Annotated in this window: 26 protein-coding genes; 9 read left to right on the plus strand and 17 right to left on the minus strand. The window is 62.9% G+C overall.

What is annotated here, in order from left to right; genetic code table 11:
• Positions 1 to 85: 85 nt before the first annotated feature.
• The 3 genes from V1278_RS01985 to V1278_RS01995 are packed head-to-tail and all read right to left on the minus strand — an operon-like array spanning position 86 to position 2,338.
• On the minus strand, positions 86 to 1,015 hold the full coding sequence (locus V1278_RS01985) for a LysR substrate-binding domain-containing protein (protein WP_334379526.1): 930 nt from the start codon (positions 1,013 to 1,015) through the stop codon (positions 86 to 88).
• 43 nt (positions 1,016 to 1,058) lie between these two features.
• A complete protein-coding gene (locus tag V1278_RS01990) occupies positions 1,059 to 1,571 on the minus strand; it encodes a 2-hydroxycarboxylate transporter family protein (protein WP_334379527.1) in 513 nt (170 codons plus the stop codon).
• Complete coding sequence (locus V1278_RS01995; RefSeq protein WP_334379528.1) at positions 1,472 to 2,338, minus strand: 2-hydroxycarboxylate transporter family protein; 867 nt, start codon at positions 2,336 to 2,338, stop codon at positions 1,472 to 1,474. Before V1278_RS01995 ends, V1278_RS01990 begins: the two co-directional genes overlap by 100 nt.
• A 550-nt stretch (positions 2,339 to 2,888) precedes the next feature.
• On the opposite strand from V1278_RS01995, the gene V1278_RS02000 reads away from it, so the two are divergent.
• Together V1278_RS02000 and V1278_RS02005 are read left to right on the plus strand one after the other, a co-directional pair.
• Positions 2,889 to 3,038 carry a hypothetical protein gene (locus V1278_RS02000; RefSeq protein WP_334379530.1) on the plus strand — a complete coding sequence of 50 codons (150 nt, stop codon included), beginning with the start codon at positions 2,889 to 2,891 and terminating at the stop codon, positions 3,036 to 3,038.
• Positions 3,035 to 3,433, plus strand: coding sequence for an MAPEG family protein (locus V1278_RS02005; RefSeq protein WP_334379532.1), 399 nt, complete (start codon positions 3,035 to 3,037; stop codon positions 3,431 to 3,433). The genes V1278_RS02000 and V1278_RS02005 overlap by 4 nt, the downstream gene beginning before the upstream one ends.
• A 291-nt stretch (positions 3,434 to 3,724) precedes the next feature.
• Here V1278_RS02005 and V1278_RS02010 read toward each other — a convergent pair whose 3' ends face one another.
• On the minus strand, positions 3,725 to 5,053 hold the full coding sequence (locus V1278_RS02010; protein ID WP_334379533.1) for an MFS transporter: 1,329 nt from the start codon (positions 5,051 to 5,053) through the stop codon (positions 3,725 to 3,727).
• A 211-nt stretch (positions 5,054 to 5,264) separates the two neighbouring features.
• Between V1278_RS02010 and fabA the strand changes: the two genes are divergently transcribed.
• Complete coding sequence (fabA, locus tag V1278_RS02015) at positions 5,265 to 5,795, plus strand: bifunctional 3-hydroxydecanoyl-ACP dehydratase/trans-2-decenoyl-ACP isomerase (RefSeq protein WP_334384078.1); 531 nt, start codon at positions 5,265 to 5,267, stop codon at positions 5,793 to 5,795.
• A 163-nt stretch (positions 5,796 to 5,958) separates the two neighbouring features.
• Here fabA and V1278_RS02020 read toward each other — a convergent pair whose 3' ends face one another.
• Together V1278_RS02020 and V1278_RS02025 are read right to left on the minus strand one after the other, a co-directional pair.
• Positions 5,959 to 6,183 (minus strand): hypothetical protein, encoded by a 225-nt coding sequence (locus V1278_RS02020; RefSeq protein WP_035726722.1) that lies wholly within the window; start codon positions 6,181 to 6,183, stop codon positions 5,959 to 5,961.
• Between the two features lie 536 nt (positions 6,184 to 6,719).
• A complete protein-coding gene (locus V1278_RS02025) occupies positions 6,720 to 7,238 on the minus strand; it encodes a copper chaperone PCu(A)C (RefSeq protein WP_334379534.1) in 519 nt (172 codons plus the stop codon).
• Positions 7,239 to 7,624: 386 nt separating this feature from the next.
• Here V1278_RS02025 and V1278_RS02030 point away from each other — a divergent pair, with 386 nt between their 5' ends.
• Complete coding sequence (locus V1278_RS02030; RefSeq protein WP_334379535.1) at positions 7,625 to 8,728, plus strand: transporter; 1,104 nt, start codon at positions 7,625 to 7,627, stop codon at positions 8,726 to 8,728.
• Between the two features lie 113 nt (positions 8,729 to 8,841).
• Here V1278_RS02030 and V1278_RS02035 read toward each other — a convergent pair whose 3' ends face one another.
• On the minus strand, positions 8,842 to 10,539 hold the full coding sequence (locus tag V1278_RS02035) for a methyl-accepting chemotaxis protein (RefSeq protein ID WP_334379536.1): 1,698 nt from the start codon (positions 10,537 to 10,539) through the stop codon (positions 8,842 to 8,844).
• A 44-nt stretch (positions 10,540 to 10,583) separates the two neighbouring features.
• A complete protein-coding gene (locus V1278_RS02040; protein WP_334379537.1) occupies positions 10,584 to 10,787 on the minus strand; it encodes a hypothetical protein in 204 nt (67 codons plus the stop codon).
• A gap of 12 nt (positions 10,788 to 10,799) precedes the next feature.
• Between V1278_RS02040 and V1278_RS02045 the strand changes: the two genes are divergently transcribed.
• Positions 10,800 to 11,111, plus strand: a complete 312-nt coding sequence (locus V1278_RS02045; protein WP_334379538.1) for a hypothetical protein — start codon at positions 10,800 to 10,802, stop codon at positions 11,109 to 11,111.
• Positions 11,112 to 11,229: 118 nt separating this feature from the next.
• Here V1278_RS02045 and V1278_RS02050 read toward each other — a convergent pair whose 3' ends face one another.
• Positions 11,230 to 12,300, minus strand: a complete 1,071-nt coding sequence (locus tag V1278_RS02050; protein ID WP_334379539.1) for a helix-turn-helix transcriptional regulator — start codon at positions 12,298 to 12,300, stop codon at positions 11,230 to 11,232.
• Between the two features lie 35 nt (positions 12,301 to 12,335).
• Here V1278_RS02050 and V1278_RS02055 point away from each other — a divergent pair, with 35 nt between their 5' ends.
• Positions 12,336 to 12,905, plus strand: a complete 570-nt coding sequence (locus V1278_RS02055) for a hypothetical protein (protein ID WP_334379540.1) — start codon at positions 12,336 to 12,338, stop codon at positions 12,903 to 12,905.
• Positions 12,906 to 13,059: 154 nt separating this feature from the next.
• Positions 13,060 to 14,127 (plus strand): MFS transporter, encoded by a 1,068-nt coding sequence (locus V1278_RS02060; protein WP_334379541.1) that lies wholly within the window; start codon positions 13,060 to 13,062, stop codon positions 14,125 to 14,127.
• 28 nt (positions 14,128 to 14,155) lie between these two features.
• Here the strand turns inward: V1278_RS02060 and V1278_RS02065 are convergent, their stop codons facing one another.
• From V1278_RS02065 to V1278_RS02080, 4 genes are read right to left on the minus strand one after another with little or no spacing between them, the layout of a single operon-like run.
• Entirely contained in the window at positions 14,156 to 14,797 is a 642-nt protein-coding gene (locus tag V1278_RS02065) for an arylsulfatase (RefSeq protein WP_334379543.1), read from the minus strand.
• A gap of 57 nt (positions 14,798 to 14,854) precedes the next feature.
• Complete coding sequence (locus V1278_RS02070; RefSeq protein WP_334379545.1) at positions 14,855 to 15,865, minus strand: amino acid ABC transporter substrate-binding protein; 1,011 nt, start codon at positions 15,863 to 15,865, stop codon at positions 14,855 to 14,857.
• 10 nt (positions 15,866 to 15,875) lie between these two features.
• On the minus strand, positions 15,876 to 17,225 hold the full coding sequence (locus V1278_RS02075) for an aspartate aminotransferase family protein (RefSeq protein ID WP_334379546.1): 1,350 nt from the start codon (positions 17,223 to 17,225) through the stop codon (positions 15,876 to 15,878).
• A 5-nt stretch (positions 17,226 to 17,230) separates the two neighbouring features.
• A complete protein-coding gene (locus tag V1278_RS02080; RefSeq protein ID WP_334379547.1) occupies positions 17,231 to 18,106 on the minus strand; it encodes a MurR/RpiR family transcriptional regulator in 876 nt (291 codons plus the stop codon).
• 146 nt (positions 18,107 to 18,252) lie between these two features.
• Between V1278_RS02080 and V1278_RS02085 the strand changes: the two genes are divergently transcribed.
• Complete coding sequence (locus tag V1278_RS02085) at positions 18,253 to 19,440, plus strand: amino acid ABC transporter permease (RefSeq protein ID WP_334379549.1); 1,188 nt, start codon at positions 18,253 to 18,255, stop codon at positions 19,438 to 19,440.
• Between the two features lie 4 nt (positions 19,441 to 19,444).
• Complete coding sequence (locus V1278_RS02090) at positions 19,445 to 20,563, plus strand: amino acid ABC transporter permease (RefSeq protein WP_334379550.1); 1,119 nt, start codon at positions 19,445 to 19,447, stop codon at positions 20,561 to 20,563.
• A 34-nt stretch (positions 20,564 to 20,597) separates the two neighbouring features.
• Here the strand turns inward: V1278_RS02090 and V1278_RS02095 are convergent, their stop codons facing one another.
• The 4 genes from V1278_RS02095 to V1278_RS02110 form a co-directional block, all read right to left on the minus strand.
• A complete protein-coding gene (locus tag V1278_RS02095; protein WP_334379551.1) occupies positions 20,598 to 21,422 on the minus strand; it encodes a phosphodiesterase in 825 nt (274 codons plus the stop codon).
• A 76-nt stretch (positions 21,423 to 21,498) separates the two neighbouring features.
• Complete coding sequence (locus tag V1278_RS02100) at positions 21,499 to 22,773, minus strand: ABC transporter substrate-binding protein (protein WP_334379552.1); 1,275 nt, start codon at positions 22,771 to 22,773, stop codon at positions 21,499 to 21,501.
• A gap of 30 nt (positions 22,774 to 22,803) precedes the next feature.
• On the minus strand, positions 22,804 to 23,622 hold the full coding sequence (locus tag V1278_RS02105; RefSeq protein WP_334365975.1) for a carbohydrate ABC transporter permease: 819 nt from the start codon (positions 23,620 to 23,622) through the stop codon (positions 22,804 to 22,806).
• A gap of 14 nt (positions 23,623 to 23,636) precedes the next feature.
• The gene (locus V1278_RS02110) at positions 23,637 to 24,551 is read right to left on the minus strand and encodes a carbohydrate ABC transporter permease (protein ID WP_334369104.1); all 915 of its coding nucleotides are present in this window, start codon (positions 24,549 to 24,551) and stop codon (positions 23,637 to 23,639) included.
• Between the last annotated feature and the right edge of the window lie 13 nt (positions 24,552 to 24,564).

Below are 24,564 nucleotides of genomic sequence, written 5' to 3' on the forward strand. Positions count from 1 at the left end.
CGACTTCATTGGACCGCAGACAAACCCGATCTCCATAAGGCGCACAAATACCGTCTTCGTATGCGCCTATATTGACCGCCGATAGCTAACTTTGACCAAGAAGCTCGAGCCCTGGATAGACATGCTCGCGCGTAAGCGCGATGACGTAGTCCGCTAGCGCGAGGCGTACGGCCTCCGCCGCACGGCTGAGCGCAGTGTCGCTCGACCACATCACGGAGGCTGTCAGGAAGAGAGGCGGCTCAATCAGTGACGGGACCCCGAGATCGCCGGCTCCTTCGCCATGTTCGAAGCCGCGCGGCAACACTGTCCCGCCCAGCCCCTGTCGGACAAGAGACATGATCGAGCTGAGCTGATCTCCCTCGCTGACGATATTCGGCGACACGCCGATCCCGGCGAACTCGCGATCGAGAACGGAGCGCAGGATGTTCGGTGCAGTCGGAAGAACAAGCGGAAGCTTTGCGAGCTTTTCCATCGAGATCGTCCCGGTGGACCGCGATATCCGCTTGTCTCCGATATAATAGAGACGCTGTCGGAAAAGAGGCGCTCGAGAGTAGCCGGCGGCAAACTGATCCTCGAAAAGAAGCGCTAGGTCGAGCGCATGGGTCGAGATTTCACGTTTCAGCGTCTCGCTGTCCGAGATGTAAAACTTCACCATCACCTTTGGAAGCCGCTCGCGGCACGTCTGGATAAAGGGCCCGCCCACCGTCGCCGCCAGAGTGGACGACATGCCGAGAGCCACGACGCCGTCAGGCTCGCCGCCGGTCGAACGCACAATTCCCGGCAATTGCTCGATCCGCCGCAATATGACCACTGCTTCGCGGTAAAGCACCTCGCCAGCGGGCGTAGGGCTTATGCCCCGCGCATGGCGCTGCAACACCGGCACGCCGAGTTCTTCTTCGAGTTCCGCAATCTGTTGGCTGAGCGCGGGCTGCGCCACATGGATCGTCGCGGCGGCCCGGGAGAAGCTTCCCGCTTCGACGATCTTGACGAAGTATCGCAGGTGCCGCAGTTGCAAGCTGCCCCCTTTTCGCACCCGCGTGCGCTCTCGGCTTACCTCGTCAAGGTTGTAGCACAGTCGCGGCCTGCAACGTGAGCAACACGGTCAGCGCTCCGCCGAGGCGCGTCACCAGAAGCGCGAAGGGTAGCAGGTTCACGCGATCTCCTGCGCTGAGGATCGCAATGGCGCCAGTTCCGCCCATGGCTACCCTTGAAAGCGTGATCGTTGCGCCGTCGGCCGGGTTCAGCCCCATCCATCTCGAGACGAGATAACCGGTAACGGAAAGAGCCAGGACCGCTGCGAACGCCATGCTCAGGAGGGGCGCTGCAAAGCCCGCCACGAGGTATTCCCAAGGCACGAGCATCAGGCCGACCAGCCACAACACGGGAAAGAGCAGATAGGACGTGAAGTAGTTCTGGACGGCTTTCATTCCGCGCACAACGGGTGCCGGTATACCATCCAGCGCGCTGGCCGTCATGCCCACGAGGATGACGACCAAGGGGGCGGAGACTCCGAACCAATACGAAACCACGGCGCCGCAGAGATACAGCGCGATGACGGCACCGATCGCCATGCCGATATCGCCGGACGGACGGACTCCGCGGCGGCCGATGTAGCGGCGCCGCCCCGGACCCCATCGGCCGGATGGATCATGCCGATTATCCCCGCGACGGCAATCGCTAGGAGATTGGCGACGAGCAGCGAAGGAAGCATCTGAGCCAGCAGCGCGCCCTGCATCTGCCCCCATTGGTTGGCGTAACCCGTCGCAAGCGGCAGCGCTCCAGCAGTCAACCCACCGGCCATCATCGGTGCCACCTGCAGGAAAAGCGCACTGGAGAAATCCGTCGCCCATAGGGCCGCCCAACCCCATGTCGCCGCCAATGCCGCGAGGCTTCCGCAGAAGACCGGGACGCCAAGCTTCATGGCCATGCTCCGCATGATTTTCCAGTCGACCTGCACGCAGCCGCCGAGAACAAGAACGCTGATAACCCATCCCACGACGTCCAAACGCTCCATGGCGGCGCCCAGCGACCCGATCGTGTTTCGGGGCACCCATGAAAGGTCTGCAAGCAGCGATGGGACGACTAGGCAGAGCGCGGTGTCAATGCCGATCAAGCGTAGCCACGAAACGCGGCGGAACTCCGCGCAGACGAAGGCGCCGAGAACTACAATCGCGAGAGCGGCGCCAAGGCTGCCCACAGACACAGCCGAATCCGCGACAGCCGCAACGACGCCAACAACGAGCGCTAATACAACAGCGCTTAGGAGACGCGTACTTAGCGCCATCCACCGATGCGAACTTGCCGTGCTGGATATCGCACTTTTTTTGAACTCGGGCATCGGGGCCACCTGCGCTCTTGGCCATCATAAGGCACAAGCGCCACAGCCTGCACAAGCCGCGTAAGCAGTGCGTAAGCACGCGGGAGAAAAATCAGTGCGGGTTTTCGGATAGGAACGCCGCTCGTGTTGTTGAGAATATCCAGTTGCTTCAGATGGATAGTAGCATAGCGTGCCCTATCGCATTTTTCGGATGGGCACGTTATCTTGCTCCGAAGGCAAAGGTCACACGTTCGAATCGTGTCGGGTGCGCCACGCCGAAGCAGACCTGGATCACCACCACGACTGGAGCACCTGTTCGATCCCGCTGTTTCGCTAGCTGGCTGCCGGGTACGTCGACGTCCGTCTGATGTCTGATATACGTCCCGGTCAAGCGTTTCCCCCGCAATCGCGGCTGCCTTGCGAATGCCGTGGTGAGCGCCACCGGCACGCTTCTGTGCGAACCGCCGCTTGCGCGAAAACGTATCAAAGGCGCCATCGACACCTGACGAGAGAGGCGCGCCTCCTCTATAACACGTGACCACGCGGGACCCAGGCCGGGGATTGCCCCTCGATGGACATTCAGTTTCTCACTCTGATCGCGATCGGCTTTGTCGCGCAAATGGTCGACGGGGCCCTCGGCATGGCGTTTGGAGTGCGGGGTAACGCAGGAATGCTGAAAGCCGGCCGCACCTTTTTGAAAGAGGACACAGGATGGGCATGAGCTTCGAGCTAATGGTGCTGGCAACCGCAACTCTTTGGGGCTTCCTTCAGCTCGTCGCTGCGGCGCAGGCCGCAAACGCACAGTACGGCCTCAAATGGGCCGCGAGCCCGCGCGACGTCGAGATGCCGCCGCTCACGCCCATCCCCGGGCGCATCAACCGTAACTTCCGCAACTACATGGAGACGTTTCCGTTCTTTGCCGCGGCGGTTCTCACTGTTCAGGCGGCGGGCGTTCACAATGAGCTGACCCATTGGGGATCGATTGCCTATATCTGCGGGCGCATCGCTTACACCGCGCTTTATATATCCGGAATACCGCTCATCCGCTCGCTGTTCTGGAACATCGCCGCCTTTGGCATGCTCGCGGTCCTGGCAGCGCCTTTCGTGCCGCGCTGAAGCGCCCGACGGCACCGGATGCGGGCTTCTTTTGCGTAGGCACCCTGCGCATCGCCGCGCGCAACAGCGTACACCATCAGCGAATTTGCTGCGCCATCATAGCGCCACGGCGAAGCAATAGTGCCCTCTCCATCGACCGTGGCGCGCGCACTGTTGCCGGGCGCACGCGTGCGACGAGATAGTCGCGGCTCTACCGGCCAAGTTCACGCTGCGCCTCCGCTAAAAGCGTGCGGCTCGACCAGCAGGCCTTGTCGTTCATGATGCCGCGTCAACCGGCGAGCCCGCCCAAGGTCAGCTCTCCGACGATGGAGTCGATCTGGCATTGGCTTGCATGGGCGCGCGCGCATAGGCCTCCGGGATAATAATCGAGGGATCGGCCGGGTCCAGCGCATCGTGCGTGACAACCGTGCCCACGAGTGCTGTCGCGGCAAGATCGAAGTCGGTCTTCTGTGGCGAAGCCAGCGAGACCTGCACCTGCGTGCGATACAAAACGTAGGCCGCAAGCAACGCCTGGACCATCGCGGTGAACAGGAACAAGGCGCGTGGCCCTTCCGCCGACATGAAGGCAGCGGCAATGAGCGGTCCGACCACTGAACCGAGGCCGTTGGTGAGCAGGATCGTGGCGGCGATCGGTACGACATCACTCGCTGGGGTCTTGTCATAGGCATGAGCCGCAGCGAGCGAATAGCCGGGCAGCGCGAGCGCCCCGAAGAGGATACCGAACAGCAGCAGCATCATTCCGGATGCGGAGATCAGCCACGAGGCAATGCCCGCGGCGGCGGCTCCGATCAAGAGAACGAGCAGCACCAGGCGGCGATCGACGCGGTCGGACAGACGGCCTACCGGCCACTGGACGATCGCTCCTGCCAGCACCGCCGTACTCATGAACAGCGCCACCTGATCGATGCTGAGGCCGCTGCCGGCGGCCGACAGCGGCGCAAGGCCCCAGAATGCACCGTTAGCCGCGCCAATCATGAAACTTGCGACCAGCGCGACGGGTGCCGCGCGGTATAGCTGTCCGACGCGAAAGCTGACTGTGGTAATCGGTGCTGGTTGCGCCGCACGGGTCAGGGCCACCGGAACGATGGCCAACGAGGAAAGCATGGCGGCCACCATGAAGTTCCCAGCCTCAGCGATCGGATAAAGCGTTACCAGGGCCTGACCAAATGTGATGGCGCCGTAGTTGACCACCACGTAAGCCGACAGCACGAGACCGCGAGTCTCGTTGGAGGCGCGATCGTTGAGCCAGCTCTCGACCACCAGGTAGAGACCGGCGAGGCAGAGGCCGGTTACGCCGCGGAAAACTATCCAGGCCGCGACCACCGGCGCGAGCGCGTGGGCAAGCGCCACGGCCGCCGCCACCGCCACCATCGCTGTAAAAGCGCGAATGTGTCCCGCGCGCTGGATCAGATAGGGCGCGAGCAGACAGCCGCTGACGAAGCCGACGTAATAGGCCGAGCTGATGACACCGAGCGCAAGATCGTCAAAGCCTTCCGCGCTGCCGCGCAACGGCAGCAACGTGAATTGCAGGCCGCTGCCTGCCAGCAGGAACGCGAGCCCCAGCAGCAACGACACGATCGGGCGCAAGGTCTTCGGCATCCGGATCGACCCAACAGTCATCAGAGTCCAGATTCACTGAATCCGCAATGTGTTGATAAGGCAGCAGACCATAAGAAGTTTCGCGCCCGGCGTGCCGAACGCGCCCCGCGCGGACCATAGCCGGCCATCGAGCGCGACCCCGAAGGCATGCGGCGGAAACTTTGCTTGAAGTCAGGCTACGGAAAGCACATTTGACAACCGCCCGCTAAACATCGTCAGAGGTGACATGGCCGTGTCCGACCCGCGCGACTTTCACGCTCCGCAACCGTCCTACACAAGGGAAGATCTGCTCAAGTCGAGCGAAGGCGGCTATTTCGGCCCGGGCAATGCTCAGCTCCCGGCACCGCCGATGCTGATGATGGACCGCATCATCGAGATCAGCGTAGACGGCGGCGAATTCGGCAAAGGCCATGTCATCGGCGAGCTCGATATCACGCCGGACCTCTGGTTTTTTGACTGCTACTTTGCCGGTGATCCGGTAATGCCGGGCTGCCTCGGTCTCGACGCCATGTGGCAGGTCATTGGCTATTGGCTTGGCTGGTCGGGCTCCCCAGGCAAAGGACGCGCGGTCGGCGTTGGCGAGGTCAAGTTACAAGGCGGTGTCAAGCCGGACACAAGGCGCGTGCGATACGAGGTCAGCATGCGCCACGTCAGGCGCGGCAAACTGGCGGTTGCAATTGCGAACGGCCGTGTGTTTGCCGACGATACATGCGTCTATGTCGCCAGGGACATGCGGGTCGGACTGATAGCGTCGGCGAGCTGATATGCAACCCACGAAAGAAGCCCCAAGCGGGCCACCGTAAATTTCGATCGTATCACTGTCGAGGATGGCAGTTGGATCGATCGAGTTACCCATCTGGGACGGCGAAGGTAAATGGATCTTACCCACGCCGCCTGAATTCGTTAACTCCCGGAGCGCACCGCCGTCAGTTCACCGCGCAGCTTGCGGAGTGGGTTGGCGTATTGCCGGAAGCGGCCTGACAGAAAGCCTCATAATAGGCTTCCAGCTCCGCTACGGCGCGATGCTCCCATTCCCTGGCTTGCGCCAGCAGGGAACCGCTATGAAGCGGCCGGAAGGCCGCGGTCTGGCGGTACAACGATGCGATTGTGCGGTAGCGGCGAACGTTTTCCATGATGGCCAGCCCGTTCATTGTTTGGATCTCCCCATTCCCTTTCCCGGGCACGAATTTGCGGCAGAACGATTTTCGATTAGTTAGCGGGACTGGAAGAGAGCGCGTGTGGTTTCCGAACTGTTGACGGCGGATGCAGGTGATGGCCGCGGCTTGTCACGGCAATGCCGCCAGCATCGTCGCCTGCGGACATGCGCACGGCGGCGCCGCGATACCGCGCAAACTATCTCGATGCCGGACAAGTTGGGCCAAGCTCGACCGGTTCACTCATTGGCGCGAGCTGCCTGCAGCGAATTGCTGCTTAAGCAGATCACACCTTGCGAACGATCGTTGGCCGAAGAGAAGGACGCGCTGTTCCCATGCCCTGCGGCCGGGATCAGCAATATGCAGGCAGAGTAGGCCAGTCCGATACCGAGAAGTGATGCGGACAAGACCGTGGCGGCGGAACGCCAGGCAGCCTGCGTTCTCTGCGGTGACGACGGTGGCCTGCCGATGGTGACGAGCGACATTTGGCTTGAGCTGGACACGGCCCGAGATCCTGGCAGAGCGCGACCGCACTAATGGTGCTTGTGCGCGACACCATTGACACCACTGACGGCGGCTCCGACGTTCTCCTCGACGTTGTAGATAATATCGACAGGCCCGGCCTTCTCGAACACAAGCGTGCCCTTCACCTTCTGGCCAATCAGGAACGGCTCCTTGAGGCCCATCAGCAGGATGCGATAGGCGCCGGGCTTGAGCTCCACGGTCTTGCCGGGCTTGATCTCGAGACCGTTCGCGAGCGGCCGCGTCTTCGCCATACCGTCCACATCGACCACCTCGTGCACCTCGATCTGGCCTGCCACGGGCGACGTGCCGCCGATCAGACGATCCGCAGTCTTTCCCTTGTTGGTGATGGTGAGATAGCCGCCCGCGATATTGGCATCCTTCGGAGTCGGGCGCGACCAGGGATGGCCGATGTCGAGCGCGCCGACCTTGTACTCATGCGCGCCGACGCTGGTCGCAATGAGCAAACTCGCTGCGACAAAAATAGCCGCGGTGACAAACACAAAGATATCTCTAACGATACTTGTCATAATTGTCCTACTCCGATACGCGCGCTGGACAGTGAAGCGTGTAGAGAATCAATCGGACGCGATTACGGCTGGCGCTCGCCGTGATTACGGCCACTGCCGGACGTGATTGCGGCCACTGCGCTGTGACGCGTGCGACCCCGGACATACAACCAAGCAAACGATTGCGCCTCTCTCGCCATTCGCCCAACACGCGTCAGCCACACGGACGTCACGCCGGCGACGGCGCGTCCGCTTTTCCGCTTCCCTTCCGTCGCGGGCAAGCCGCGCTTCTCGCAAGATCCAGTCAATCTCGCGCCCGATTGCGATGGCTAATCGCCAGACAGTGAGTACAGGGGGCGTATGTGTGTGCGTATCTTAGACGGCCGGCGGCCGGCATCTTTTCATCCATGATGCTTTTTTTCACCGCTCCCGCAGAAGCGCATCATCCGGGCGGTGGGGGCAATACCGGCAGCGGCGGTCCCATCAACACCATCTCGGCCGACACGCTTTCCGAAGGACTGATCGCCGCATCGGTCCGCTACGAGTTCATCCGATTGGGCCAGCTCAGCGACGCCGACCTGCTTGCCGCCGCGAGCCGCGGCACGCACGCGCATTCGATCCGCTCGATCGATGCCGTCTCGCTTTCGGTGGCCTACGGCATCACCAATGACCTGACCGTTGCCGTTCGCGCCGCCGGCGTCCGCCGCTCGGGTATCAGCGAGCCCGCCGAGGACATGCTGAGCGGCGGCCATATGGGCATGATGAATATGAGCGACATGAGCAGCCTGATGAGCCCCGACGGCATCAACAGGCGCGGCAATTCGGCAGGGTTCGGCGACGTGACCATGCTCGGGCAATATCGCTTCCACAACAACGCGCAGACGGGAACGTCGGCCGCCGTGCTGTTCGGCTTCAAGGCACCGACCGGTGTCACCAACCGGCGTGACGCCGCCGGTCAACTTTTTCAGGCCGAATTTCAGCCGGGCTCGGGGTCCTGGGACGGCCTGTTCGGCGCCGCCTTGACCAAACGCGCTGGCCGCTGGTCGTTCGACGTGAGCGGCCTCTATTACCTGATCAGCACGGGCACGCAGGACACCAATCTCGGCGACCGCTTTTTGTTCGGCACCGCCGTGTCGTATCGCCTGGTCGGGCCAACCGGATCCGCGAAAGAGGTGGAGCTGCACGAATACTGCATGCAGCCGCGCAATCAATTGCAGGAGCATTGCCTCTATCACGCCAACCACGACCACAGCGACATGAAGAAGACGCCCTATACGCTCGACCTCGTTCTCGAGCTCAATGGCGAGTGGCACGACAAGCAGCGCATCGCCGGAATTCCCGACCCCAATTCGGGCGGCACCACGGTCTATCTCTCGCCCGGCGTGCGGGTGGGCTTCGATCGCTTCTCCGGCTTTGTCTCCGTCGGCGTGCCGGTCATCAACCAGCACAACGGCGTTCAATCCAAGCCGGATTATCGCGTGCTCACGGGGATCGGCGCGCGGCTGAACTGAACGCTGACGCCGCTGGCCGATCGAGGCGAGTGGCTCGGGCGCGAGCTCAATTTGCGGCTCGGCGACTGATCATCGCAAGTCCCTTTCAAACGCGGAAGGGCTGACGCGAGATGTCACGCGGCCCGGACGTTGCCGAGGAATTTGCCGGTTTCAGTTTTGAGCTGCTCGGATTGCGACGTCAGTTGACCGGCGGCATTAAGCACGAGGCTCGCGGCAGCGTCGACCTTGCTCGAAGCTTCGCGCACGCCCGTGATGTTCTGCATCACCTCTTGGGCGCCTTGCGCCGCCTGCTGGACGCTGCGGGCGATCTCGTTGGTCGCAGCGCCCTGCTCTTCGACGGCGGCCGCAATGGAGCCTGCGATCTCGTTCATTTGCCCGATCGTGGTGCCGATCTCGCGGATTGCATTGACCGTCGAACCGGTCGCATCGCGGATTTCCTGGATCTGGCTGGTGATTTCGTCGGTAGCCTTGGCGGTCTGCGCCGACAGCGCCTTCACCTCGTTGGCGACGACGGCGAAGCCTCTGCCGGCCTCGCCGGCCCGCGCAGCTTCGATGGTCGCGTTCAACGCCAGCAAGTTCGTCTGTCCCGCGATGGTCTGGATCAGCGCCATGACCTCGCCGATCTTTTGCGAGGCCTCGACCAGGCGGCCGACCATGGCCTCGGTCCGGTTGGCCTGCCCGACCGCATTCTGGGCAATTGACGAAGATTGGGTAACCTGCCGCGCGATCTCCTGGATCGAGGACGACAGCTCCTCCGCTGACGCAGCAACGGTCTGGACATTCGACGCCGTCTGCTCGGCGGCGGCCGCGACCTTCGCGCTCTGATCCGTCGTTCCCACCGCAATCGTGGACATCGACGAAGCCGAATTCTGCAATTCGTCGGCGGCCGTTGCGGTGCCCTGGATCACCCCGCCGATGCTACGCTCGAATTCGTCGGCGATGCGGGACAGAACCGCTTGCCGCTCCTCGGCGGAACGCGTCTTCATCGCTTCCTGTTCGGTGCGCAGCCGCGTGGTTTCCACCAGATGATCCTTGAAGACCTGGAGGCTTCGCGCAATCCGGCCGATCTCGTTGGTCCGGTCGACGAACGGAATCTCGGCAGCAAGGTTGCCCTTGACCAGTTCGTCCATCGCCGAGCAGGTTCTGTTGAGCGGGACGACCATGCCGCGGCCGAGCCAGAATGCAGAGAAGGCCGCGATTGCCAGGCCGGCCAGCCCGGCGATTCCAGCCCAGATCATCCGACTGAAGACCACCGCGTCGATGTCGTCGACATAAACGCCGGCCTGGATGGCGAGAAGCTTGTCGCCTGTGCCAAACGCCCCGACATAGGCGAGCTTACGAAGTTCGGCTCCGCCGGCGGAGCGGGGCGCCAGATACTCGACAAAGCCACCGCCGGCGCGCGCGGTCCGCACGATATCCTGGATCAACAGCTTGCCGCTCTTGTCCTTGAACTCCCAGCGGTTGACGTTGATGTATTTCGGATTGACGTGCACATAGGTGACGCCGGCATCGGCGCTTCCCGTGCCGTACACGCCGATGTAGTCGGCGTGTTCACCCCAGCGCATGGCGCCGATCGAAGCAAAGGCCATCTGACGCGCCCGGTCAGGCTCGATCTTGCCGGCCTTGGCCTCACCCTCGTACTGGGCGAGGATCTTCGTCGCGGCCTCGACAAGATTGCGGACCGTGGTGCGCCGCTCGGCCAGGACCGCATCGCGCAGCACCAGGATCTGCAAGGCGGAGACGGCCAGCAGCACGATCGTCAGCGCCGCAATGACCATCGCAAAGCGCTGATAGACGGTGAGGTTTCGCATCCGCTTGCCTTTCCTGTCGGTTGCGAATGCGTAGCAACACAACGTTAACCGACGGTTATCGGCGGATCCTTCCGGCATGACGCCCGGCTTTGTGCGTCAGCTTCAAGGTTGAGCAAGCCGTCACGCCGCACCGCTGCCAAATCGCGCTTGAAATCATCACGCCGGGGCGACACAATGCTGCCTGTTCCTTCATCAACCGTAATGCGCCAATGCATCAGCGCACCCTGACCGGTGGCATGGTGCGGCAAGAGTGACTCATAATGGCTGAAGCCGATCTCGACGTCGTCATCCGGCAAATCGCAAAAGCGCAGAACAAGAGCCTGATGGCAGCCGTGAAGAAGCGGCGCGACCAGATCATGGCCCGCGCGGCCAAGGCAAAGGACAAGGAGGCGCGAGACCAATTCCGGCTGATCGCCAAGAGCACGATGGAGCTCGGTACGGCCGCGGCCAAGCGGCTGCAAAACTCGGCGCAAAACACCGCCGATAGTTACGCGCGGGCGATCAGGAACGCGGCCGAGGAAGCAGCGACGGCGAAGGCGGCGAAAAAGCCGGCCAAGAAGAAAGAGGCCTAGCCGCGATCGGTGCCAAGCATCGCCTTCTGATGCGGCTTGTCGCAGCGGTTACAATAGCGATCCTGCCAGCAAAGTGCTCAAGAACCTGCTCTCTATTCGAGCACGCCGCAGTGACTGTCTAACTGACCGCGCGGTAGGTGCTCGGCGTTGTACCGATCAGTCGGCGGAATCGCCGGTTAAAAGTGGCCAGATCCTCGAAGCCAGCCTTGAAAGCGATCCTGGAAATCGGATCCGAGCTCTCGCGGAGCCGCCTTGCAGCACGGTGGAGCCGCGTATGCAGAATGTACTGATGCGGCGTCATTCCGGCTACTTGCCGGAACGTGCGCAGAAAATGATAGGGACTCATTGCAGCTTCGCGGGTAAGCGCGTTGAGCCCTAGCCTTCCATCTGGTTGTGCATCGATACGGCGGATCGCCCGGGTAATCCGCCGCTCATCGTGCGCGCTTGGAGTGCGGATAGGCGCAACTTTGTCGGCGGTCATCATCAAAACGGCGCCGGCAAGTCGGGTCGCGATTTCCTCAAGAGCTGCTCCGTCGCGCTGATCGCGGGCGACTTCAGCATCGGCGAGTAGCCCAATGAGTTCGTTTGTCGGAGGCAAGCCGGCATGGACGAATGTAGTCCTGCGTGCGCCCGGCACGCCTGCGGCAATGCTCTCGAAGAATGCTGGCGCGAAATGAAACGCGAGACACCGGTCGCCCTGCGCATGCTCATGCCCGCACTCGAAGCAACTGCCGGCATTGCCGAGCAGAAGCGATCCCGGCACGAGCGTCGCGGCTCCAACCTGCGTCCGGTACTGAAAGCTTCCTTGCGCCACTGGCGAGATTGCCGTTTCGGCATGCTGCTCGACGAAAGAGTGGTCGTGCGGCCCGAAGTCGCAGACCACGTCGCGCACGCTCCAACCGGGGCCAGACGCCAATACCTGAATCTTGAGTGCCATAACGCCAGAACGCACAATTCGGTCTCGGGTTCTCCAACAGAGCGGGCAACGGGCTGTTCCGGCCAGCCCCACCATATTTAGCAATTTTTCCCAAGCGAAAACCGGCGCCGCGCCACATCTGCAGGGCCAACCGGTCGATCCGGATCCCGCCTCAGGCTTGCGCTTCAGTTTCGCGGCACGGCCCGTGACAGTCAGCAAGTTCCATGCGGCGACCTTTGATTTATCCCGATGGATTATCGGATCGAGGCCCACTGTGAGGCCAATCGTTAGAGTCAGAGGAGGCTACGATGACATCTGCGCACACCAGAAATGCGCAAGCGCCAAGCTCGCTTACCACATCATTTCCTCGCGTGCTCCACGCCGATGGCCCGGATCCAGAGCGCAAGGCCAAGCTAGAACTGTATTCGTGGCTCGTCGGTCAGTGGGAGATGGACGTCACCACAATACTTGAGGACGGGTCCACCCATGCCGGTCGCGGCGAGATTCACGCAGGCTGGATATTGCAGGGCCGCGCCATACAGGACGTTTGGATGATCCCGCGCCTCGAGCAACGGCGCCCGGGTATTGAACAGCTCCCCGGGGCAGGAAATTGGTACGGAACGACGCTGCGCATCTACGATCCGAATCTCGATGCTTGGCGCATTCTATGGAATGACCCTGCGACCGACGTTTTCACGCAACAGATCGGCCGCGCACGAGACCGAGATATTGTGCAGGAAGGTCCGGATCCACGAGGCGGCTCGATGCGCTGGACCTTTTCCGAAATTGAACCGGCGTCTTTTCATTGGACGGCGGAGCGGAGTTTGGACCACGAAAACTGGCGGAAGGAAGTCGATATTCGTGCGCGCCGCATGTGAGCGGCTGCCGGCGTGTCCAGCGACCACATCCGGAGCTTACGTGAGGTCGTGTGCGCAGAACCAAAATCCACCGCAGCTCTTGCATTCGGCTACTTCGTTGTGGGGATCGGCGCTTTCGCGGTGACTGGTCTGCTCAACGAAATCGCGCGGGAGCTTGGGACGTCAGTCGCAGGGTGCGGGACAGTTGATGTCCGCCTACTCGCTTGCGCTCGCGGTCGGGGCGCCGCTGCTGATACCTCTCACGAGGCGATTTGGTCGGCGGGACTTGATTGCGGCGGGACTTGGCTTGTTTGGAGTCCTGCAGTTTGCCGCGGCGGTGGCGCCGACCTACAGCACGCTTGCAGCGGCGCGCATATTTGCAGGCCTTGCTGCCGCGGTCGCCACTCCGCACTCGATCGCTGCCGCGGGTCTTGCAGCTCCGCCCGGACGGAGCGGAAGAGCCATCGCCACGATGTTTCTCGGGTTCACGCTCTCGATCGTGATCGGGATACCTGCAGGAAACGCACTCGGAGCGGTTCTTGGCTGGCGCGTAACGCTCGGCCTTGTCGGCGCAATGTCGTTCGCGAGCGCGGCGTGGGTCGCGCTCACGGTTTCAGCCAAACTGCCGAATACACCGGTAGACTGGAACGCATGGCGGTCTTTGGCGGGCAACGCTGTCATTCTATGTTTGTTGCTGACCACGGCTCTCCAGTGTGCAGGTCAATTTACACTCTATACCTACCTGGCTCCCATCCTCAGGGACAGCCTGGGCATCGATGCGACGGGAATTGGCCTTCTGTTCGGCTGGTTCGGAGTAGCGGGGCTTGCCGGCAATTACTTCGCGAGCCGCGTGATTGATCGCATTGGCGCCGGACGTGTGGTTGGCGTTTGCCTTGCCCTTATGATTGCAGCGTTTGCGATGTGGCCCATCGCATACGGCTCGCTGGCGACTACGATGCTGGCGATCTCGATCTGGGGGCTTGGCGGTTTCGCTATTCATCCGTCTCAGCAGGCACGGCTGGTGCTCCTGGCGCCGGAACTGGCTTCAGCCTCGGCGGCATTGAACCTGTCCGCCACGTATTTCGGGCAAATGCTCGGCAGCGCCTTCGGTGGCGGCCTGATCACTTGGTTCGGTGCGGATGCGCTCGCTTGGGGAGGAGCCGCTCTGCTTGTTGCTGCGATTGGAGCAGCATTTGCCGCTGGCCAGCGGCCCGCGGCAAGAGATGACGTTGAGCAAGCCTAGCCGAAAAGACGCCAAACGAGGAAGAAGCCTAGGTTCGGTCCACGCCGAGCATCTTCATAAGTTTCTGCACCGCGCTGTCGGGCGTGGTCAGCACCGGCCGTCCCGTCGCCTCGGCGACCGCGTCTGCCGCTGGCGCCAGGCTGTACTGGGCGAGCGCGATCAGGTCGCAGTCGCCCAAGCTCCTCGATGCTTCCACCACCAGGCGGTCATGGGTCGCGCGATCCCCGCGATCGAGCGCGGCTAACGCGCCTTCCGCCAGTATCGGCACCAGCTCGACCTGCGACGGAAACTCCGGCGGCATCGAGGCGAGCGTCGGCGGAAACGTCGACAACAGCCCGATCCTGCGGCCACGCGCGACGGCCTGCTCGATCATCGCTTCATTGGGCTTGAGCACCGGCATCGGGGCGTGGGCCCGTGCGACGGCTTCGATGCAGGGACCGAACGCCGAGCAGGTGAACAGGATCGCATCCGATCCGGTACCGACGGCGTAGCGTCCAAGCTGGAGGAAACGCGCGGTCATCGCGTCGGTGAGCCCGCCGTCACGCGCCAGATCGGCCGACAGGCTGTCGTCGAGCAGATTCATCAGGCGGGCCTCCGGCCAAAGCCTGGCGAAGGAAGCCTCGATCGGCGCAATCGAGTGTTTCAGGGCGTGGATCAGGGTAATGCGCATATGGGTCAGTCTGGCTGCGGCGCGACTTGTGTCAACCCGCCGCGCCGCAACGTGTCACTACTTGAACGGCAGAGCGTACATCAGGCCGCCCTTGGTCCAGGTCGCGTTGAGGCCGCGATCGAGTTTTAGCGGACTCGCCTTGCCGACATTGCGCTCAAAGATCTCGCCGTAATTGCCGCCCGCCTTAATCGCCTGCAGCATCCATTTGTTGTCGAGGCCAAATCGCGAGCCGAGCTCGCCCGAAGTACCGAGCAGCCGCTGGATGGCCGGCACATTGGATTTTGCCATTTGTTCGGCGTTGGCAGCGGTGACACCAAGCTCTTCCGCCTCGATCAAGCCATAGTGAAGCCAGGCGATGATGTCGGTCCACACGTCGTCGCCGTTGCGGGTGAACGGCCCGAGCGGCTCCTTGCTGATGGTCTGCGGCAGCACGGTGTAGTCGGCCGGATTGGAAGCCGCGGTGGTGATCGCGCCGGCGAGCGCGGAAGCGTCCTGGGTCATGGCATCGCAGCGCCCGCCAAAGAACGTCTGGTACATGGTATCGGTGCGGTCGAACACGAGCGGTTTCCATTCGATGCCGTTGGCGCGGCCGTAGTCGCCGAGCGTCACTTCATGGGTCGTGCCCTGCGCGACGCAGACGGTGGCGCCATTGAGGCCCTTGAGGTCCTTTACGCCGGCGTCGGCCCTTACGACAAAACCCTGGCCGTCGTAGAAATTGACCGGCCCCTGCCGCAGCCCCAGTGTTGCGCCGCGCAGATAGGTCTGCGTCGAATTGCGGTAGAGCACGTCGATCTCGCCCGACTGCAAAGCCGTGAAGCGGTTCTGCGCCGTGAGCGCGACATAGCGCACCTTGCTGGCGTCGCCGAGCACACCGGCCGCCAAGGCGCGGCAATAGTCAACGTCGAGCCCCTTGTAATTGCCCTGCGAGTCCGGGGTGGAGAACCCGGCGAAGCCGATGCTGACGCCGCACACCAGCGTGCCGCGCTGTTTGACCGTATCGAGCGTTGCGGCTTGCGCCATCAAGCCCGACGCGGCGAGCAAGCCTGTAGCGATGATGATTCTCTTCATTCTGCTCCTCCTAATGACCAACACTCTTCAAGGCCCAGTCGACGGCGTGACCCAGCCGGTCGACGATCATGTCGATATCGTCTGATGTCGCGATATAGGGCGGCGCCAGCAGGACGTGGTCGCCGCTGCGGCCATCCGCCGTTCCACCCGAGGGATAGCAGGCAAGGCCGCCTTCGAACGCGGCGGCCTTGATCCGCTGGTGGAGCTTGAGCGCAGGATCGAACGGCGCGCGGGCGGCACGATCGGCGACGAGCTCAATGGCCTGGAACAGGCCCCGCCCCCTGATATCGCCGACGTGGCGGTGATTGCCGAAACGCTCGGTCAGGCGCCGTTCGAGCTGGCGGCCAAGATCCTTGACCCTGTCGAGCAGTTGCTCGTCATCGATCACCTGCTGCACCTCGAGCGCCGCGGCACAGGCGAGCGGATGCGCCAGATAGGTGTGGCCGTGCTTGAATGCGCCCGAGCCATCCCGGATCGTATCGACGATGCGCCCGCCGGCGAGCATGGCGCCGATCGGTTGATAGCCGCCGCCAAGCCCCTTAGCGATGGTCTGGATATCGGGCGCGATGCCCTCCTGCTCCCAGGCGTGGCGCGTGCCGGTGCGGCCCATGCCGCACATCACCTCGTCTAGGATCAAGAGCGCGCCATGCCGGTCGCAGATCTCGCGGACGGCGCGGAAATATCCCTCCGGCGCCGGCACGCATCCGGCGGTGGCGCCCACCACCGGCTCGGCAATGAATGCCGCCACTGTATCCGGACCAAGGCGCTGGAATTCGGCTTCGAGCTCGGCCGCCAGTCGCGCCACGAAATCCGCCTCGGATTCGCTGTCACGTTTTTCGTGATAGGCGAACGCCGGCGTCACGTGGCTGAAGGCCGACGACAATAGCGGCGCGTAGGGCTCGCGCCGCCAGGCGTTGCCGCCGGCGGCGAGCGCGCCCAGCGTATTGCCGTGATAGCTCTGGCGGCGCGCGATGAAGCGCTGGCGTTGCGGCTGGCCGCTTTCGACAAAGTATTGCCGCGCCAGCTTGATGCTGGCCTCGATCGCTTCCGACCCGCCGCTGACGAGATAGGCGTAGGCCAGGCCGCCGGGCTCGTCGCCAACGAGCGCCTCAGCCAGCGCTTCGGCGGGCTCCGACGAGAAGAACCCGGTATGGGCAAAGGCCAGCTTCGATGCCTGCCGCGTCATGGCCTCGAGCACGCGAGGGTGCTGGTGGCCGAGGCAGGAGACGGCCGCGCCACCGGAAGCATCCAGAATCCGTCTGCCATCCTCGGCGACCAGCCAGACGCCATCGCCGCCGATGGCCTTCGGCGGCGTTTCACGCAGGCTTCGGTGCAGCAACCGGCTTTTGCTGGCTCCCATGGCGATCAACCTTTCTCCGCGACATATTGCGACAGCGCGGCCAACCGGCCTTCGGTCTCTTCGAGGCGCCGCTTGGCGCCGGCGCCGCCCAGCACGAAGGTCACGGCGGCCAGCGACTGTGCGATGGCGATGGCGCCGGTGAGGCTCGGAAAGAATCCCGGCGACGCGGCGGCCTCGTACAGCAACAGATGGTCAGCCCCCTCCGCCATAGGCGCCGTAATCGTATCGGCAATCGCAACCAGCGTGGCGCCGGAATCATGGGCCGCCCGCGCCGACAAAACGCTTGCCCTCGAATAGGGCGCAAACCCGATAACGACGACGGCATCGCCGCTATGGAACGCGCCCAGATCGAGATCTTCGGGACCCGAGCCGCCGACCAGATGCACCGCGTCCGGCCGGAACAGGCGGAGCTGATAATTGAGCAATTCCGCAACGCTGCGGCAGCTCCGAAAGCCGGCGATCCAGATGCGCCGCGCGGCGTGCAGAGCCTTGGCCGCATTGGCCACCGAGCCGGCCGAAATGCGCGCAAGACCTGCCGCCTCGGCTTCCAGCTTGTCGGAGACCAGCGACATCTCGGCGTTGGGCCCTTTCCCGCCGCCTTTGGCGCGACCCGAAAACGGCGAAGATTGCGCGGGCCGGCGGGCCTCGGTCAGCGCGGCGCGCAATTCGTCCCATCCGGAATAGCCGAGCGCTTTTGCAAGCCGGGTGAAAGCGGCGGGATCGGCGCCGGCCTCGGCGGCGAGATCACGCATCGAGCGCGTGGTGGCGTCATAGTCATTGGCGGCAACGAACCGGCCGACTTGCTGCAGCCGCATCGGCAACGATGGCAGCGCACTGCACAAATCGTTCAGCGGCGAGGATTTCGGCCGGAGCTGCGCCATGAAACATATGTTGCACAGAATTCATTTTGGTGCAACATTTGAAATGCGCCTTGCGGGCCCATCGCCGAAGATCGCTACTGGAAGGTCGCTGCTGCAATACATCGTTGCTCAAAGTCATCGCCGCTTAAGTCGAGGATCCTTGTGCTGTGACGACATCCACGCCCGAATTCCCTCGCCGCCGGCGGATGCGCCTCCGCCTGAATCGCCAGCAGATCAACGGCCTCGTCTGGCAGATCGTGGTGGTCGCCATCGCGGTCGCGATCGTTGGCTGGCTCTGGTCCAACGCCCTGCACAATTTGTCGGTGCGCCGGATTTCGACCGGCTTCGCCTTTCTCGGCCGCGAGGCCGGAATGCCGATCGCGGATAGCTGGCTTGCCTATAGCCCCAGGGATCCTTACGCCCGCGCCTTCATCGTCGGCATCGTCAATACGCTCCGCGTCGCGGTCATCGGCATCGTGCTCGCGACCGTGCTTGGCACGCTGATCGGCATCGCGCGGCTGTCGTCGAACTGGCTGTTGTCGCGGCTGGCTGCGGTCTACGTCGAAGTGCTGCGCGACGTTCCGCTGCTGCTGCAGTTGTTGTTCTGGTACGTGCTGATGCAGGGACTTCCGGCGGCACGCGCGGCCTGGAAGCCGATCGAAGGCGTCTTTCTGTCGAACAGAGGCCTGGTCTTGCCAGCGATTCCGATCGAGGAAGCAAATCTGTGGGTCATCGCTGCGGCCGCTGCCGGCCTGGGCGCCCTGTATCTATTGCGACGGCAGTTAGTGGCGCGGCAGATGGCGGACGGCAAGGCGCGTCCGTTCTGGCCCTATGCGATGGCCCTGCTCGTCGGCCTGCCGGCGCTGGTGTCGTTTGGCCTCGGCGCGTCATGGACCATCACGTTGCCCGAACTGCGCGGCTTCAATTTTGTCGGCGGACTGACACTCGCACCGGAATATTTTGCGCTGCTGATCGCGCTCGTCACCTACACCTCGGCGTTCATCGCCGAAATCGTGCGCAGCGGCATTCAGGCTGTTCCACGGGGCCAATGGGACGCCGCGAATGCGCTCGGCCTGCGCCGTAGCTTTGTGCTTCAGCGCATCGTGCTGCCGCAGGCGCTCCGCGTCATCATTCCGCCGATGACCAGCCAATACCTGAACCTGACCAAGAATTCCTCGCTTGCGGTTGCGGTCGGGTATCAGGACGTGGTGTCGATCGCGAATACCACGCTGAACCAGACCGGACAGGCGATCGAAGCCATCGCGCTCATCATGGCCGTGTTCCTCACCATCAGCCTCGGCATCAGCCTGTTCATGAACTGGTACAATGCGCGCATCGCGCTGGTGGAGCGCTGATGCCATGACGTCGATCACGGACGCTCCGAAAAATCCGCTACCCTTCGACGCGCGACCCCGCAGGACACCGGCCGGTCGCGCCATCCGGTGGCTGCGCGCGAACCTGTTCGCCTCGGTCACGTCAAGCATCATTTCCGTGCTCCTGATCGCGCTGCTCGCCAAGGCGTTCGTCAGCCTGGTGCAGTGGGGCTACTGGAATGCAATCTGGATCGTTTCCGGCAACCAGACCGGCCCCTGCCGGTCGATCCGTGGGCTCGGCGCCTGCTGGGCTGTGATCCCTGAAAAATATCGCTTCATCCTGTTCGGCACTTACCCCTTCAATGAGCAGTGGCGGCCGGCGCTGGTGTGCCTCACCTTCATTGCGCTGTTCTGGGTGTCGAGCCGGCGCAATTGGTGGCGCAAGGAACTGGTATTGGTGTGGGCGGCGGCGCTGGTCCTGATTGGCGTCTTGATGTGGGGCGGCGTCTTCGGGCTGTCCTACGTTTCACAGGATCGCTGGGGCGGGCTGCCGGTGACGCTGATCCTGGCGACGTTCGGGCTGGCGTTCGGCTTCCCGCTCGGGATCGTGGTGGCGCTGGGCCGCCGTTCAAAATTGCCTGCGATCCGGTCGCTCTGCGTGCTCTATGTCGAGTTGATCCGCGGCGTTCCCCTGATCAGCCTGTTGTTCATGGCGAGCGTGATGTTTCCGCTGTTCCTGCCCGACGGCGTCAACATCGACAAACTGCTCCGGGCGCAGATCGCGTTCATACTGTACGCCGGCGCCTATCTTGCCGAAGTCATCCGCGGCGGCCTTCAGGCCATTCCGAGAGGACAGCACGACGCCGCCGACGCGCTCGGACTCACCTACTGGAAGAAGAACGGCCTGATCATCCTGCCGCAGGCGATTCGGCATGTGATCCCGCCACTGGTGAATACGTTCATCGCCTTCTTCAAGGACACCAGCCTGGTGCTGATCATCGGTATCTTCGACCTGCTGACGACGGCGAAGACCTCCATCATCGATCCCGCCTGGCAGCAGTTCAGCGTTGAAGTCTACGTGTTCGTCGGGCTGATCTATTTCGTGTTCTGCTTTGCAATGTCGCGCTACAGCCGGCAATTGGAAGCGCAGTCCCGGCCGGGCTGACGGCCGATCGCGGCGTGCCCGGCCTTACCCGGCGTTATCGGTCGGTCCATTCGATTGCGGCGCGGTCCTGCAACGAAAACAGCGGTCCATCGTAAAGGAACGAGCATTGGTGAATCACCACCTGCCCGGCGCTGACGGTCACGTGCGAATAGTCCGGCAGTTCGTGCGACCCGGGAATGTGATCCGCCGTATCGAGGTCGAACGCCACCTGATGCGATAGCGCGCGCTGGATGTGGAAGGGGATGCCGCGCCAGACGCCCGAGATCGGCCGGTGCAGATGGCCCATGAACAGATAGTCCGGCTTTCGCGTGCGTGCGATCACGTCCCATTCGGCCTCGGGATTGGCGAGCTTGATGTCGTCCATGTAGCGCAACCCGGCATCGAACGGCGGATGGTGCTGAAACAGCAGAAGCGGGCGATCGGCTGGTGCCGAGCCGAGCGCGTGTTCGAGGAACGCGAGCCGCGCCTCGCACAGCCATCCGGCATGATCAGGGGCGGCCTCGTTCAGCGTATCCAGCGTGACGATCGTGGCAGCATCGAACAAATGAATGGACTGCACAAAGCCGGATTCGTCGCGGGGCACGCCGGGGAAGAAATGGCCAAACGGACCGCGCTTATCGTGATTGCCCATCAAGAGGATGGTCGGCGCCTTCAGCCGCGCCAGGACCGAGGCGAGATTTTCGTAAGCGGCGTCCTCGCCCCAATGGGCAAGGTCACCGGTCACGATCACAAAGGAAATATCCGGATGATCGCGGTTGATCCGCTCGACCGCCGCGCCAAGCCGCTCGGTGGGATCCAGCCCGTAAAGCCTACGGCCACGGGCGACGAAATGAGTGTCGGTGAGAATGACGAATTTCATCGAACCATGTCTCCCTGCTAGCGACCGCCGCGGCGTGGCGTGGTAGCCGCAGCGGTTCCTGGTAAGGCAGTTGTCGTCAACGCACCGAACCCACCGTCTTCGGCAGCAGCTTCTGCACGTCGCTCGACATGTCGGCGAGCACGGCTTCCGGCTCCTTGGTGCGAGCACCCGTCACGATGGAGTTGAGATGATCCTTGATCACGTCGGTGATCTTGAGACCGTTGTCGCCGGGGAAGGCGTACCATTTGGTCAGCAGCGCGAGCTGGCTGACCGCTGTGTAATTGTTCGGATTCTTGACGTAGAAATCCTTCAGGTGGATGTCGTTGGCGACCTTGTTCGGCGGCATGTAGCCGGTGGTCTCCGCCATGATCGCAGCGCCCTTCGGGCCGGTCCAGAATTTCACGACCTCCCAGGCTGCGTCACGCTTGGCCTTGTCCTTGGCCAAGATCATCACGACATTCCCGCCGGCCGGCAACCGGCCGTTCGGCGATGCCACGTCCGGGAACGTGTGGGTCTTCAGCTCGAACTTGCCGCCGATCATCTGCGTGGTCTTGTTGAGGTCGGAGGTCGAGGTGACGTGAATGCCGGTCTTGCCGGCGGCAAAGGTCGCGCGCATCGCCGGCTGGTCGAGATTGGGCATGCCGGCTTCACTGACAAGGCGCGCCAGGGTCCTGATCGCGAACTGGCCTTCCGGCCCGTTGAACGCCACCTTGTTTTCCTCGGCGTTCAACATGGTGCCGCCGCGCGAAAACACCGGCGCCTGCCACAGCCAGTTGCCGGTGATGTCCCAGGCGTAGGTGATGCCGTTGATATCAGGGCCCAATGTCTTGATCTTCTTGGCGAGATCGATCAGCCCGTCCCAGGTCTTCGGCAGATTGGCCGGGTCGGCGCCGGCCTTCCTCGCCAGATCGAGATTGACGTAGACGATCGGCAGCGAAATCGCGAACGGCAGCGCATAGACCTTGCCGCTCGCCGTGCCGATATCGAACATCGCCTGATGGAAGCCCTGCTTGTCGAAATCCTTCTCGGCCGCGATATAGCCGTCGAGTTCGGCCGGAATGTTCTTGTCGACCAGCACGCGGATGCGATTGAGACCCTGGAAGCTCACGTCAGGCATCTGGTTGGTCACCGCCTCGCGCAGCACTTTCTGGGTGCCTTCCTCGTAGGAATCATAGGGCGCACGCAGCGTGACCTTGATGTCCGGCCGCACCTTGGCGAACTCCTCGATGATGCGCTTGTGCGTGCCTTCGAACAATTCGGCATAGGGGTATTGAACGACGACTTCGGTCTGCGCATGCGCGAGGCCGGCGGCGAGCGAAAGGGCGGCTGCGGCAATCCATGTTCTGAACATTGTCGTCTCCTGAGGTTTGAAAAAACTCGGTTACTTGATGCCGGTGAGCGTGATGCCTTCGATGAAGCGCCGCTGGGCGAACAGGAAGGCGATGACGAGCGGGGCGATGATGACCATCGCCGCCGCCATCAGCGGGCCGTAATTGGTGCCGGCCTCATTGTTGCGGAAGTGCGCGACCGCAAGCGGCGGCGTCTGCAAATGCTCGCTGTTCAGCACGATCAGCGGCCAGAAATAATCGTTCCAGTGCGCGACCACCGAGAAGATGCCGAACGCGGTCACCGCCGGAATCGCAGTCGGAAGCATCACGCGCCAGACGATGCCGAACTCGGAAATCCCGTCCATTCGCGCGGCGTCGATCAGGTCGTCGGGCACGGTCTTGAAAAACTGGCGCATCAGGAAAATCCCGAACACCGAGATCGTGAACGGCAGAACCAGCGCCGCATAACTATCGAGAACACCCAGTTTATGCAGCAGCAGGAAGACCGGGATCGCGGTCGCCTGCGGCGGAATAAGGATGCAAAACACTACGAGCGCGAACAGCACGTCACGGCCGAGAAAGCGCAATTTGGCGAGGGCGTAGGCGGCCGGCAGGGCGACCAGCACCTGAAGGCCGAAGATCGAGGCCGTGACGATCAAGCCGTTGAGCAGATAGCGCCATAGATCGGCCTTGGCGAAAGCTATCAGCAGATTGTCCCACAGCGCGAAGTGGTAGGGGATCAGGTGCAGATCGGATGAAAAAATCTCGGTTTGAGGTTTTGACGCGGTCGACACCATCCAGATGAACGGCGTCAGCATCACCAGCGCTCCCGCCAGCAGCACGATGTGCCGGATCGCAGACCACAGAAGCATGCGAGCCCGCGGCGTCATGCGTAGTGCACTTCCCGGTTGCCGAGCGCCGATTTGAGCAGGGTGAGCAGCAGCACGAAGGCCGGGAACACGACGGTAACGGCCGCGCCGTAACCGGAGCGAAAGAACTCGAACCCTTCGGTATACATCGTGTAGATAAGTACTTCCGACGATTTCGAGGGGCCGCCCTTGGTCAAGACCTGAACGGTGTCGAACACCTGGAACGAGCGGATGGCCGAGATCGCCACCACGAACAGGGTGACCGGCCCGAGCATCGGCCACGTCACCAGGCGGAAACGCGACCACGCGCCTTCGGCGCCGTCGATCTCGGCCGCGTCGTAGAGATGCTTCGGGATCGAGACGAGGCCGGCGAGAAACAGCACCATGTTGAAGCCAGTGGCCTGCCAGATACCGATCACGCACAGCGAATAAAGCGCGGTGCCGCGATCCTGCAGCCAGCTATGGCCCTGCAGGCCGGCGACGCGCAAAAGTCCATTCACCAGGCCGAACTGCGGATGCAGCATGAATTCCCAGACGATCGCCATCGCAATCAACGTCGCCATGACAGGAAGGAAGTAGACGGTGCGATACCAGCTCTTGAGCCCGGCGCCGCTCTGGATCAGGAGGGCAACGCCGAGCCCGAGCGCCACCGCGCCGGGCACTACGATCGCGACATAGGTCAGCGTGTTCTTCAGCGAAATCCAGAACACCCGGTCGGCGAACATCTCCCGGTAGTTCGAGAGGCCGATCCAGGAGAACGCCGGCGCGCCGAGCTGATAGTCGGTAAACGAGAGCGCGATCACGCCGGCGAGCGGGCCGATCAGCATCAGCAGCATCAGCACGAAGGCTGGCGCGGCCAGCGCATAGGCTGCCTGCGATCGCCCTGTCCGGCGGAAACTGGCAATCACCCGCGCTGGGACGCGTGGCGCCATCGCCACTCCCTGC

This window comes from Bradyrhizobium sp. AZCC 1577, assembly GCF_036924575.1.
Lineage (GTDB): Bacteria > Pseudomonadota > Alphaproteobacteria > Rhizobiales > Xanthobacteraceae > Bradyrhizobium.